Source organism: Stenotrophomonas sp. PAMC25021 (genome assembly GCF_004795795.1).
Taxonomy (GTDB): Bacteria; Pseudomonadota; Gammaproteobacteria; order Xanthomonadales; family Xanthomonadaceae; genus Stenotrophomonas; species Stenotrophomonas muris.
In genome coordinates, this window is the sequence record NZ_CP039255.1 from 4,375,598 (window position 1) to 4,388,257 (window position 12,660).

13 protein-coding genes are annotated in these 12,660 nt (G+C 60.7%); 4 read left to right on the top strand and 9 right to left on the bottom strand.

What is annotated here, in order from left to right:
* Positions 1 to 114: 114 nt before the first annotated feature.
* On the bottom strand, positions 115 to 2,079 hold the full coding sequence (locus E5790_RS20305) for an AAA family ATPase (RefSeq protein WP_024956865.1): 1,965 nt from the start codon (positions 2,077 to 2,079) through the stop codon (positions 115 to 117).
* A 101-nt stretch (positions 2,080 to 2,180) separates the two neighbouring features.
* Positions 2,181 to 3,257 (bottom strand): site-specific integrase, encoded by a 1,077-nt coding sequence (locus tag E5790_RS20310; RefSeq protein ID WP_049453654.1) that lies wholly within the window; start codon positions 3,255 to 3,257, stop codon positions 2,181 to 2,183.
* Between the two features lie 104 nt (positions 3,258 to 3,361).
* Here E5790_RS20310 and E5790_RS20315 point away from each other — a divergent pair, with 104 nt between their 5' ends.
* From E5790_RS20315 to E5790_RS20325, 3 genes are all read left to right on the top strand, one after another.
* Positions 3,362 to 4,336 carry a DNA-binding protein gene (locus tag E5790_RS20315; protein WP_049402764.1) on the top strand — a complete coding sequence of 325 codons (975 nt, stop codon included), beginning with the start codon at positions 3,362 to 3,364 and terminating at the stop codon, positions 4,334 to 4,336.
* A 148-nt stretch (positions 4,337 to 4,484) separates the two neighbouring features.
* Positions 4,485 to 5,090, top strand: coding sequence for a hypothetical protein (locus E5790_RS20320; RefSeq protein ID WP_033836002.1), 606 nt, complete (start codon positions 4,485 to 4,487; stop codon positions 5,088 to 5,090).
* A gap of 234 nt (positions 5,091 to 5,324) precedes the next feature.
* Positions 5,325 to 6,353 carry a hypothetical protein gene (locus E5790_RS20325; RefSeq protein WP_049402763.1) on the top strand — a complete coding sequence of 343 codons (1,029 nt, stop codon included), beginning with the start codon at positions 5,325 to 5,327 and terminating at the stop codon, positions 6,351 to 6,353.
* Positions 6,354 to 6,942: 589 nt separating this feature from the next.
* Here the strand turns inward: E5790_RS20325 and E5790_RS20330 are convergent.
* Together E5790_RS20330 and E5790_RS20335 are read right to left on the bottom strand one after the other, a co-directional pair.
* Complete coding sequence (locus E5790_RS20330; protein WP_043033616.1) at positions 6,943 to 7,566, bottom strand: TetR/AcrR family transcriptional regulator; 624 nt, start codon at positions 7,564 to 7,566, stop codon at positions 6,943 to 6,945.
* Positions 7,567 to 7,571: 5 nt separating this feature from the next.
* Positions 7,572 to 7,907 carry a hypothetical protein gene (locus tag E5790_RS20335; RefSeq protein WP_043033500.1) on the bottom strand — a complete coding sequence of 112 codons (336 nt, stop codon included), beginning with the start codon at positions 7,905 to 7,907 and terminating at the stop codon, positions 7,572 to 7,574.
* 26 nt (positions 7,908 to 7,933) lie between these two features.
* Between E5790_RS20335 and E5790_RS20340 the strand changes: the two genes are divergently transcribed.
* Positions 7,934 to 8,287: a hypothetical protein gene (locus tag E5790_RS20340; protein ID WP_043033501.1), complete on the top strand. Its 354-nt coding sequence runs from the start codon at positions 7,934 to 7,936 to the stop codon at positions 8,285 to 8,287.
* 215 nt (positions 8,288 to 8,502) lie between these two features.
* Here E5790_RS20340 and E5790_RS20345 read toward each other — a convergent pair whose 3' ends face one another.
* From E5790_RS20345 to E5790_RS20365, 5 genes are all read right to left on the bottom strand, one after another.
* The gene (locus E5790_RS20345) at positions 8,503 to 9,621 is read right to left on the bottom strand and encodes an NADH:flavin oxidoreductase/NADH oxidase (RefSeq protein WP_049402762.1); all 1,119 of its coding nucleotides are present in this window, start codon (positions 9,619 to 9,621) and stop codon (positions 8,503 to 8,505) included.
* 52 nt (positions 9,622 to 9,673) lie between these two features.
* Positions 9,674 to 10,201, bottom strand: a complete 528-nt coding sequence (locus E5790_RS20350) for an SRPBCC domain-containing protein (protein WP_223224789.1) — start codon at positions 10,199 to 10,201, stop codon at positions 9,674 to 9,676.
* A 177-nt stretch (positions 10,202 to 10,378) separates the two neighbouring features.
* Positions 10,379 to 10,888 (bottom strand): lactoylglutathione lyase family protein, encoded by a 510-nt coding sequence (locus E5790_RS20355; RefSeq protein ID WP_033836000.1) that lies wholly within the window; start codon positions 10,886 to 10,888, stop codon positions 10,379 to 10,381.
* 519 nt (positions 10,889 to 11,407) lie between these two features.
* Positions 11,408 to 11,698: a hypothetical protein gene (locus E5790_RS22135; protein WP_049402761.1), complete on the bottom strand. Its 291-nt coding sequence runs from the start codon at positions 11,696 to 11,698 to the stop codon at positions 11,408 to 11,410.
* 151 nt (positions 11,699 to 11,849) lie between these two features.
* Positions 11,850 to 12,653 carry a helix-turn-helix transcriptional regulator gene (locus E5790_RS20365; RefSeq protein ID WP_043033503.1) on the bottom strand — a complete coding sequence of 268 codons (804 nt, stop codon included), beginning with the start codon at positions 12,651 to 12,653 and terminating at the stop codon, positions 11,850 to 11,852.
* Positions 12,654 to 12,660 lie beyond the last annotated feature (7 nt).

A 12,660-nucleotide genomic window follows, 5' to 3' on the forward strand; every position in this document is an offset into this window, starting at 1 on the left:
ACTGTTAGAGGCCGATTTCATGGCGCGGGAGTCAGGCAGCCGAGTCCTGCCCTCCGATGAGTGCGCGCCGGGAGAGGAACCCGCTGCCATTGCGGAGCTCTGGCAGAGGTTCATCTACGCACCGGCCCCTAGCGCCGCATTGATCTCAGCGAAGGCCTTCTCAAAGCGCTCCAGCGTTTCATTGATGGCCGTAGTTTCCGCGGCCAGCACGTGCTGATTCTGGATGAGCCAGTTGGCGGGAGTGAAATGATCCAGGGGCGGAACGGAAGCCCCCATGACATTAAACAGTGCTTCGGCCTGTTTGACCTGGCGCGTCAGGGCACCGTCTTGGCTGAACTGCCGGGCGGAAATTTGCCCTTTTCCCTTCAGACCGTAGGCACCGTTGAGGATGTCGGCGAAGACGGCGGGTGCGAAGAAGTCCTCAATGTCGCTCTCCGCCTTTCCGGTGAAATCCGTGGCTACCAAGACGCCGGAAGTCTTCATGATCTGAGACTCCCTCAGCCGCTGCACCTTGCCTTTATCGCCATTGCCGTAGTCACACAAGGCGACCATGTGGATGCCCTTGCCAGAGAAGAGCGAGGCGAACGATTGCACTTTGTCTATGCCGCCTGTGGGGCAGATCACCCACCGGCTGTCCAAGCCTTGGCGCTTGCGTTGCTTGAGCGCGTGCGATGCCGCCTGAAGATAGAGCACATCCGAAGGTCCTTCGACCAACAGGGTATGCGCTCCCACAAACAGGCTTTGGGTAACCTCGTAACCGAGATGGGCCTGAAGGGGGAACAGCGTGTCCTGATCGACGCTCAGGACGTCCGCGGAGACCTGTGTGCCCTTAACGGTGGGGCGGCGACGCTGGTCGTAGGTGACAACGTCCTCGACGACGCGAACGTCCGCAAGACGATCGGCCGGCACCATAAAGGGCGAGTGGGTGCTGTAGATGACCTGGTGGTCGGGGAGTAGACGCTCAATGATGTAGCGGAGCAGATCAGCTTGCGCCTTTCCATGTAGCGTCAATCCAGGCTCATCCAGAAGGATGATCGCACCGGGGTTCCTCTTTCGCATCTGCTTGAACTGCGACAGGAAGGAGAAGAACCAGACGAATCCGGCGCTGCGCTCAGACAGGGGCACCGAAACCTTGTGGTTGTCATTCCGAATGCGGATTTTGGCAACAGTCCCGCTATTGAAGGGGGCGGGATCCTCGGAGAGGCCTTGGGCAAGCGCTATCTCTACACTGAGCGCGTCGTTCTGACTCCAAAACTCGAAGATCTCATCGGTAATTTCATTGGAGGCGGCTTGGCAACGTGCGTTGAGCTCTTCCAGGCGTGTGCTGGACTGCAATTCGCTGACCGACGTCCCGGCGTACTCGAGGAAGTCGAGGAAAATCTGGTCACCCGGGGAGATCGTCGCGCCGCTTTGGGTGTCACGAGACAGCTTGTCCAGCGATATCTCCCCGGACATGCGATCAAAGTGAGAGGTATAGAAGAACGCCGGCATCCTTTTCTGCAGGATATCGATGGCCGCCAGCACTGGTTTCCCCTTGCGGAAGCCGCTGATGGACCGCTTGACCGCCTGCAATTGGTCAGACGGCTCGGGGTGCGCATCTATCTCGACCACGAGTCGATCCAGCAATATCTTGGAAAACTTCTCCCGCTCTTCGCCTGCCACACCGTGCTGGTCGAGCAGAAACGCGCGCACCACGTTGGGATCGACGTGAATGCTCCAAGTGCTGTGGCCACTGTAATCTGTCGTTACGTCAACGGTCGTACTACTTAACGCGCCGGCACCCAGGACGTCGGCGACCGCCTTTTGGTCTTCGTGGCTGAGCTCCCAGGTCAGGGTGGCAACCGGTGCGGGTTCGTCGTCGTGGCGTTCCTCATACCGCGTGAGGAAGCGGCGGGGGTAATCGCGCACCGTGTCGTAAGCAAACTGGTCGGCGATGGGACGGGTACCAAACAACGCCGTGAGAATTGCAGTCTTGCCCGCCTCGTTCTTACCGACCAAGCAGGTCAGCTCTCCGACATCGAACGTTCCGGAATCCTCTGCAGAACGGAAGTTTCGGATCCGTGCCTTGACTAGCTTCATGCTGCCCCCTGATTCCTGCCGTGGATGGTGCGCGTCTTGTGCAGGATAGGGCCCGAGCGGGGCACATTCAACGCGCACTGCTGGCCGCTCGGGCCGGAGGCTCAGTCCTCATCCATCAGGCGCGCGGCGGGGTTGCTGCCGACGCCGCCCTGCTGGAAATATCCGATCACGCTGGCCACGGAGCGGTGATCGGTCATCGCCATCAGCGCCGGCAGGGCCACCCCACGCCGCGCACCTTCGGTAACAAAGCCCGAGCGCAGGCTGTGGCCGGCAAAGTCCCCGTCCAGACCGGCCAACCGCGCCCGGTCCTTAACGATGGCGGCGACCGCCTTGCCGCTGAGCGCGCCGCCCAATGACCGTGGCCAGACGCGCCGGAACAGGGGGCCGTCGGTAATCTCGGCCACGTCCAGCCAGTCCTGCAGTGCGGTGGCTGCCTCTCCCAGGATGGGCTTGTCGGGGCTGCTGCCAACCACTGGCCCGGACTGCAAGGTTTTTCCGTGATCCAAGCGATAGGTGTAGCCGCCTTCGGGCAGTCGGGTGAGGTGATTCACCGTCGCCTCGGCGACTTCGCTGCGGCGGCGCCCGCCGCTAGCAAAGGCAAAGTAGAGCAGGGCGCGATCGCGCTTCCCCTTGAGCGAGGTGTCGCAGGTGGCCGCCATTGCGCGCAGATCTGCGGCTGACAGCGCGGTCTTCTTGGCCGGGCGCTCGCCTCGTTTGTGAGAAGCCCTGCGCCCCTTGGACAGTAGGGTCCTCACGGCGCGATCCTCGCAAGGGTTGTCTTGGCGGGCCTGCTTGTGGGCCGCCGACAAGACCGCCACCCGGTGGACCAGGCTGGAGAACGCCAGCGGCCCAGGCTTCTTCTTCAGGCCCGCATGCACCAAGGCACTATCCAAGTCTGCAGGCAGATCCCAACGAAGCCCCAAATCGCCTGAGCGCCCCATGTGATCCACGATGAACTGAACCACTGCCGCCGGGGGGACGGGTAGGGCGATGGGCCTGCCATAGCGCCCTTCGAACCAGCCCGCCCAATAGCGCAGGGCGCCGGCGTAGCTGCGAATGGTGTTAGGCGCTTCGGCCTCCTGCAGGATGTCTCGCACCGCTTCTGCGGCGGAAGTGGCCAGCCGCTCCGGAACCAGCCCCGAAACGAGTTCCCCTGACGCAGCAGTGATATTATTCATATGTACTATGTATTGTGCACTATGATTAGGTTGAGCTACATCTGATAAATATGCCTTATCAGACATGGCCTGCCAATTCTCACCGTTCCGCAGAAGGACACCCAATGGCCAAGGGCATCAGCGAACTGGATGTGCACCAGGCAGCGGACGACATCATCGCCGCCGGCGAACGTCCCACCGTCGAGCGAATCCGAGCCCACTTGGGCACCGGCTCGCCCAACACCGTCACGCGTTGGCTGGAGACCTGGTGGCAGACCGTAGGCTTTCGCCTGCGCCAGCGCGCCATTGAGGCGGCGGTTCCAGGCATCCCAGAGCGGGTAGCTCACCTGAGCCAGCGTTTGTGGCAGGCCGCGCTGCAGGATGCCGGCGAGCTCGCTCAGACCCAGCTGGAGTCGACCAGGCACGCACTGGAGGAACGCGAGCGCCTGCTGGAGGAGGACCGGGTGGCCCTGACGCTGGCGATTGAGGCCAGCCAGAAGCGCGAAAGGGAGGCTCAGGTCCAGACTCAGGCCGCCGCCACCACCGCGGAGCAGTTGGCGGCACAGGTCTCCCAGATGACGGCACAAGTACAAGACCTGCTGCGCCAACGCGATGGAGCCTATGGACGGGCGGAGCGACTCGAGCAGGAACTGGATGCCGTACGCCGCAGTCTGGGCGAGGCCGCGGCCGCTCACGAAGAAGAGAGGAGGGCGCTCCAGGCGCACGTCAGGGCAGTGGAGGATCGTGCCCATACGGAGGTTGACCGGCATCGCCAGGCGTTGCGGTCAGCCGAGCAGGAGTGGGGGCGGGAGCGCATGGCCTTGGCCACCTCATTGCGAGAGAGCGAGCAACAAGCCATTGCTGCTGCCAACCGCGAGCAACAGGCATTGCGCCGACTGGAAGGCGTGAACGCGCGGGCTGATGGCTTGGAGGCGCAGCTGACGTCACTGAAGGAAACCACTCGGCAAGTTACCGAGGCACTCCGACAAGGGAGAGCGAACACGGCAACGCCAAGCAGGCAAAGCAAGCCACGCCGCACCGCGCCCAGAAGAGTGGGCGAGCCGACACAAGAACCCAATAGCAGGAAATCTAAGACTTGAGGCCATCCATTCGATCAAGGCTTCTTTCCCCGAAAGACTTGGAGGACGTACACGCCCCCCCCAAAGTTCATCCTCGACCGCGCCCGAGAGCACGGCGCGACAGGCCCCGTACGAACGGTAGAAACCAGCACGCCGGAGGAGGAACGCCATGAAGCAGGGAAGAACTGACAGAGATTGGGCGGTGGTCGCTGTGATGACCTTTGCCGCAGGAGCCGTCTTGACTTGGGCACTCATGAGCAAGCCGAGTCCCAAATCCGCCACGTTAGCGCTTGACTGGCCGGCGTGGGTGCAAGCGATCGGCAGCATCGCAGCCATCATCGCCGCGGGACTGATCCCCCTTTGGCACGCCAGAGTCAGGAGACGGGAGGTCACACAGTCCCTCATAGAGCTGATTTCCTATGCGCGATTTCCAGCGACACTGATGCTGGCGCAGTTCGAGGGAGGATTCGGCGGCCCCCGGCTGATCTTGGCGCATCTGACCCAGCTTCATAAGGCTTTCGATTCAGTCAACTATGTTGACGTGCCGAACCGATCCTTGGCGATTGCGCTGCAGCAATCAGCAACGGCTGTGAGTGCACTTAAGGAGATCCAGGAACTCTTTCTGAGAAAAGAAGAGATGAAAAAGGGGCGGGGGAGCGAGATCGTTAAAAAGTACCTGCTCATGCTCGATAGAGCCGTCGAAGAAGCAATCAAGGCAACCGGTCAGCGGCCTCGAGACTTCAACTACGACACAATCGTGCTGCCTAATGAATAGCCCATGCAAATGCTGTTCGTTACAACTACGCGGTAATAGTCACAAACCTCTCTCTAGTAATCCACTGCCGAGGGCTATCCGGCAAATCGTGCGGAGTCGGAGGGAGTAGCTGGCGTCTGAACGGGGGAACTCGCCTGGCGATGTAGCAGGGGCCTGGTGCACTGGACTGTAACAGAGCAGTTTCACTGTCACCGCGCCTTGTTACGGTAAAGAACCTCCGTTACATTCGCTGCTATGAACGACCTCGACGCCGCAGCCCGCTATCTTCAGGGTCTACTACCCGACATGGTCGGTGAGCTCGAGCCCTGGCCCAGCTCCAAGACGCGCGGCTTACCCCACTTCCTCGCCACCCTATTCGGCCTGGCCGAGCTTGACCTGCTCGGCCACAGGGTGCTGCTGGCCACCGTCCCGGCGCAGACGGAACCGTTGCCACCTTTGCGGCTGATCGCGCAGGTGCATCGATTGGCGGAAAAGGCCGGCTTGAGGGTCATTCTCGTGCTCTCCGGCGTTTCGCCCTACATTCGCTCCAAGCTCATCGAGTCTCGGGTGGATTTCGTTGTGCCTGGTAGCCAACTGTTCGCTCCGAGCTTCCTGATGAGCTTACGCGAGCGCGATTCGTCTCCAAGGGTGCTCACATCCGCTGGGGAGCGGTTGAGCCATCCGGCACAAGCGGTTCTGATCGCGGCCCTGTTGCGGCCCGACTTGGAGGAGCGCGGCATCCCTGGCAGCGTCCCGTGGGTGCCGCTCGACCTGGCGCGCGAGGCAGGCTACTCACGCATGACTGCCTCGCGGGTCGCCCGTGAACTGGTGGCGGCTAACCTCGTCAGCGCCCAGCGCGAGGGGCGGGAGACGAAGCTACGGTTCTTGAAAGCGCGCCGCTCCTTGTGGGCGGTCGCGCTGCCGCGGCTGCGCTCGCCGGTGCTGCGCACCACTTGCATCGGCAAAAGTGGCTTGGACATGCTGCTGGCCGATCATTGTCGTGCTGCGGGAGAAACCGGCCTGTCCGTTCTCACCGAACTGGCGGCGCCATCGCGTCCGATCGCTGCGATCGGACGAGACTGCTTCCGTCGGCATCCGGAGCCGGAATGGTTTCCCGTGGCCGGCGAGGGCTATGCAGACGTGCAGCATTGGGCGTACTCCACCCGCCTGGGTGGCGCGGGCACCGTCGTGGACCCGTTGTCGCTGTACCTGTCCTTGCAGGGACAGGGCGACCCGAGGCTGAACGGCGCGCTGCGGGACCTGCTCGATGAGGTCTTCGTCTGATCGCAGGCGCGCGGGAGCTCGGCGAGTGGTGCCTGAACTCCGGTACCAGTCCGCGGTCATCGGGGCCGTTGCGCTGGCCGTCGTAACGCAGGAAGCGAAGCGGCAAGTGGGGCCACGAAGGATCTGGAACGTGGTGCTGAGCGTGGAGGCGCTGACGCTTGCGTTCGGCCAGCGGTTCTCGGGGGGATATCGAGGCAGCGGCTACGAGGTGCGCCAGCCCTCGGACCGACACTCAACGTTCTATCGCTTCCGGCGGCCTGCGCCCAGAAACTGCAGGAGTGGCCGACGGGTCGTTTCGACCTGATCGTCTGCAGCGGGATGGACGACTAACCCGGGCCGGATGCCCTGCTCGAACTGCGTGACGGTGCGCATGGGGCGACGAAGGACGGTAGCCTGCTGGTGGCTTGCCAATGGCTGCCCATCCTTCAAGTAGCAATGCCTTGGGCGCATGCGCTGGCTAGGATTGTGCCGCGCTGAATCTGCTTCTGGCCGGCAGACGATCACCCTCGAAGTCGCAGGGCTAGGACAACTGATCTCAATCATGGAGGGATAGATGTGGCCCAACCCTTAACAACTCCGTGAGGGCGGCTTACATCGCATCCACAGTGATGCCATGAAGGATCATTGAAGCATGCTGGGACGCAAGTTTGTCCAGCGCAGGTGCATGCGGACTCGAGGTCCCGAACAGCTCGTGGAACAGCACACCCATTACGATCGGAGCCATGATTGAAAAGGCCATGAGATTTGAGTCGCCGGCGCGGACGGTCCCCTTGGCCTGCGCCCGCTCGACAGCGCTTGCCACCAGCCGGATCATGCGAGATGCAACTTCGTCATGCCAGATCCTCGCAAGCTCAGGAAACATTCGGCTCTCCGATAGCACCATTCGCAATGCTGCAGACAAGCGGGCATCGCCACCTGATGAGACCGCTCGCTGGAGGAGCGTCGGGATTAGCTCCTCAATCGACCCGTCGAAGGTCGCCTGTGCCGTCTCAAGGCCTTCCAGATTTGTGGAGATCAACTGGCGCGCTGCGGCTCGAAACAGCTCTTCCTTGGTTTCAAAGTAGAGGTAGATCGTGCCCTTCGCGACTCGTGCGCGCTTCGCGATATCAGAGAGCTTTGCGGCAGCAAAGCCGTTCTCAAGGAAAACATCTACCGCAGCGTCTACAATCTCGAGCGGCCGCGCCTCCTTGCGACGACTCCACTTAGGTTGCATCTCGCTCACGTGCTCAATCTCTTGCCCATGCGGGAATCCCAATAGCGCTGCAGCTCGTCTAGGGACTGCGTTGGCTGTGCCAATCCCACCCAAGTGTCAGGCCGCAGAACGTAGACAGCGTCCTGCTGACGTCCAGCGCGGCCATGTTCTTCGTGCCAGGTAAACTCGCGAAGAGCCATGCCGCGGCTGTCGCACCAGCCCTTTAGTTCAGTACTGGCTCGTCCATAGACATGGACCTGCCAGCCGATTTGCTCTGAGATCGCGTAGTTGTCCTCACCACGCGTCTTCACCCAGGGCAGGCGATCGCCGCCTTCAATCTTTCCAGCCTTGCCCTGGCTCAAGGGGCTATGCGATCTACAGCATCATCATGATCAACGTTGTCTTCCACGTGATCCCGCTGATTCTCGGGGTCGGCTACGGCGCGGGAACGCTAACTGCGATCATCATCTTCATCCCCCTCTGCGCTTGGATGATCTACACATCCTTTGGCGCGGGTCGTATGAGCTATCGAGCACTAGCCCTTTTGGTTGGTGCGGGAGTGTTGTTCCATGCCCTACTCACTATTCCGATGATTCTCCTGCTGCAAGGTGCAATCTCAGAGACGTCCGTAGTCATGATTCAGGTAGCCAACCCCTTTGTGCTGATGGTCATCTTGTCGGCGGCGGAGCGCTCGCGCTTGAGCATGCCGGCAAGGCAGCGTCGGCCAAGTGCCTCTCGCTAGCTCGAGTCTTCTTCGGCGCCTAGTCAGACCTCCCATCCCGTCTCGCTCACGCAGCCGCTTCGGTGACCCCTGGCGGACAAGGCGGAGCAACTTTAATGGTGCCTGTCCCCGCCTGTGTTGAGGCGGGGTAGCAGCTTGCAATGGCGTTAGGGATTCTCGATGGGAGCCAGATCATTTGCCCCTATTGCTCGATGGAGGAGGGGGCTGGCTCGCTCCTATTGAGCCGACGCCTTGCCCGGGCCTTTGTATCTGCTCAGCCAATAGCTGTAAGGCGTGGGTAGCACGCTGGCTGGGAGCTCCTGGCCAAGCGCAATGGCCATTTGGTACGGATAGTGCGGATTGGATAGGTGGGCCCGCCCGATCATCACTAGGTCAACCTGACAGTCCGCTACAACGCGCTCGGCAGTCTGTGGATCATCGATGCACCAACCTGTGGCCACCGGAAGCCCAGTTTCATTAGCAAATCGCTCAGCAAGGGGTGCCAGGAACGCCTGTGTACCCCATGGGACGCGGCCACCAAGAGCACTGAAGCCAATGCTCACGTTGAGCAGATCAAGCCCCAACTCTCGCATTTCTTTGCCAATCTCAATGGAGTCGACCAGTGCTTGGCCATCGCGCGAGTTGTACTCCACAACTCCAAAGCGCGCGGTCAGCGGCAGATGCTCGGGCCAAACCTTACGGACGGCCGCCAATGTCTCCAGCAGGAAGCGTGCTCTGTTCTCCGCACTGCCACCGTAGCGATCCTCCCGCTTGTTGCTGTCGGGGCTGAAGAAGCTCTGCGCCAGATAGCCATGAGCGAAGTGAAGCTCCAGCCATTCAAATCCTGCAGCAAGCGCACGCTTGGCTGCAGCGACGAAATCCGCTTGAACGCGATGAATGTCCTCAACCGTCATCTCGTTGGGAACTCTATCGAGCGAGCCGCCAAAGGCGATCGGCGAGGGACCAAGGATCGCCCATCCTGCGGGATCATCGGCTGCGATGTGGTCATCGCCTTGCCATGGCCGATTTGCACTAGCCTTGCGCCCTGCGTGGCCGATCTGGATGCCAGCTACGGCACCGCCTTGCTTGATGGCAGAAGCGATGGCTGCCATTCCTGGAATTTGCTCATCACCCCACAGGCCAGCACATCCCGGGGTGATGCGTCCTTCCGGAGACACGGCGGTAGCCTCGACAATCACGAGCCCAGCGCCTCCGCGCGCAAGCGCGGCATAGTGGCTGAGATGCCAATCGTTGATACGGCCGTCCTCCGCACTGTACTGGCACATGGGCGGCACCGCGATACGATTCTTAAGAGTGACACCTTTGAGCTCGAATGGGCTAAACAGGGCAGACATAAACGGGGCTTTGGGGAGAGCAAGAGGAGCAAGCACGGGGATTTACTCCGGCTTAGGACGTTGACTTGGCGGCTCGAGCTGCTTCCACCAGGCCGTCCAGCCAATCCTGGTGACCATTGATCATTGGATTCGGCTTGGCCAGACGCAGGGCTTCTGCAGGCTGTCCCTTCTGCGTCTCCTGCGTGAGGATCCGCACTCGGCCACCATCAAGGTCTTCGACAATCCACGCATGATGAACGTCAAGTCGATCGGCAGACCCGGGCTCACCGGCCCAGCCATGCCAAGCGATCCGGCCCGGACCCTCGGAGGTAGGAGCCTCATGCTCGACGCATTGAGCCTCCACGGGGAAGCCAAAGGTTTCAAAGTAGAATCGATCCCCGTTTCGCAACAGAGGGCCGGCGCCATCGTGGAAGCGCACATTGGCTGAATTTCCGTAGTAGGTCGGCCACAGACGTGGCTCTTCAAGCAACGGCCAAACATCAGCTGCGGCAAGGCCGAGGACGATCAGCTCATTCGAGACAAAGTTTTCGGTGTAACCAGGAAGGTAGCCTTCCGGCCAACGAATGCCGTTCATTTTCATCATATGCTCCTTAGGGCTAGCGGCGCGGCTCGCCGATGAATCGTTAAAATTACGTTCGCCAGCTTCTAACTTGCAGACCTCTGACTTCTACAGCCGAGACACTTGCTCCGTACCGTCGTGTCTCAGTTTGGCGAGGACTGCCTGGCAGTCGAAAGCTGGCTGAGGGTGTGCGTGGAGCTAGACGTACGCGCCAGCTGAATACGTAAGCTCGTAGCTGTGGCTGTAGATCTCCAGGATGTTGCCCAGCGGATCCTCCATGTAAACCATCCGATAGGGCTTCTCCCCTGGGAAGTACTCTCGAACCGGCATTCGCTGCTTTCCACCAGCTGCCACAATCCGAGCGGCCAGGCCTTCAACGTCCGGATCCTGAATACAGAAGTGGAAGACGCCCGACTTCCAGTACTCGAAGTTGTTCGCGGGACGCTCGGCGTTATTGAACTGGAAGATTTCGACTCCAACCCGGTCACCAGTGGATAGATGTGCAATGCGGAAGCTGCCCCATCCAGGCCCAAACACATCCGTGCACATCACGCCAATTGCGCTTTCGTCTTCAGCAATCCTGGTCGGCGGCATGACGAGGTACCAGCCCAAGACTTCTGTATAGAAGGAAACCGCGGCATCGAGATCGGTAACAGACAGGCCGATGTGGGAGAAGGCGCGAGGGTAGGGAGGGGGTAGGGCAGGCACGGCACACCACTGAAGAGAGGGGTAGCCGCAAGATTAGACCCTGCAACTCAACCATGATCTGATCCATTTTTATCAGATTGATAAAATATTCTTATGCTGAATGAGCATTGGCTCCGATCCTTTCGGGCTATCGCAGAGGTCGGGAGCTTTACCAGGGCCGCAGGCCAGCTGCAGCTCACCCAGGCTGCGGTCAGTCAGCATGTACGTCATCTTGAGCAACAGCTGGGTGCCCTGTTTCTGCGCAGACCACGATTTATTGAGCTGACGCCGGCGGGAATGGCTCTATTGCAGTACTGCCAAGAGATGGATTCGGCCGATCGCCGGCTTCAAGCCAAGCTCGCGAGCGCGGACAGCGATCAGGGGGAGTTTGCGCTGATAACCCCCGGGAGTGTTGGCCTTGCTCTTTACCCGGTGTTGCTGGACTTCCAGCGCACCCATCCCGGCTTGATCATTCGTCATCGCTTCTCGCCGGACCCAGAAATCCTATCGGCGGTACTGGAGAAGAAGTACGAGGTGGGTCTACTTGCACTTCGGCCGGATGACCCTCGGCTGCGGGCTGAGCCCTTCACCGAGGAGGCGCTTGAGCTGGTAGTTCCGAGAGGTGCCTGCGCGGACAGCTGGGCGGATCTTCAAAAGTTGGGTTTCGTTGATCATCCAGATGGCCAGGCTATGGCCACCCGCCTTCTCGCCCGCAAGTTCCCAGGAAATCCAGGCGTACGCGCGCTTCCTATACACGGCTTCACCAATCAGGTTGCGCTCATCCTTGAGCCGGTATCGCTCGGGCTGGGATTCACTGTCATTCCGCGACACGCCCGTGAATCCTTCGCTCGGCAAGACGCAATTGAGGTGGTTGACTGTGGATCTCCGGTGGTTGACACCCTCTGGATGATCCATCGATCCGAATGGCCACTGTCTGGGCCAGCTAAATGGTTGACCCAACAGCTTCGAGGCCTGCCTCGATTCAGCGGGAGGAGGGCTCCACCTCTCGCTGGAGCGGACTGAGGCCCCTTCTATACTGGTCTGGGGTCCGGCCAGAGTGTCGCTTGAACATCTCACTGAAAGACGTTGAGTTTGCATAGCCCAGATCGTCTGCAATCTGCGTAATTGATCGGTCTGAACCCAAGGCATCAATTGCCCTCAGAAAACGAAGCCGACTGCGCCACTCTCCGAACCCCATCCCTAGCTCGCGCTTTGCCAAGCGCTCAAGTGATCGAACACTAATGTGGTGGCGCTCTGCGACCTCAAGTGCCGACGGAGAGTCCTGAAGGGAGGTCTCGGCATAGCTCAGAATCCGCTTTAGCACGTCACCGCTGGCCAGCGGCAGGAAGCTCGACATCACCGGCGCGGCCAGAATCAGGTCAAGGGCGACCGCGGAGAGTCGCCGGTCTTCTGGCTTAACGGCCTCGCCGATGTCACGACGGGCCAGTTCGTCCAAGATCTCCCTAAGCAACGAGCTAACCGCTAACGCAGTCGGAATGCTGGGCATCTGCGCCGACGCGCCGACCGAAAGGTATGCGGATCGATAAGCAACCGCACCACGGTTTCGGGATGAGTGGTGAACACCAGGCGGAATCCATATCGCATAGTGGGTAGGGGACACCATCCAGTCCTCGCCTACCTGTAACTCCATGACACCCTGCGCAACATAGTTGAACTGCCCCCACGGATGCACACGAGCATCCCAGTCGGAGGGAGGCAAAGTCCCTTGCCGAACGTAGATGTCTCCAGGGATGGAGCTGAACGAGGGGACGGGGTCCATTGCCATGTCGCAT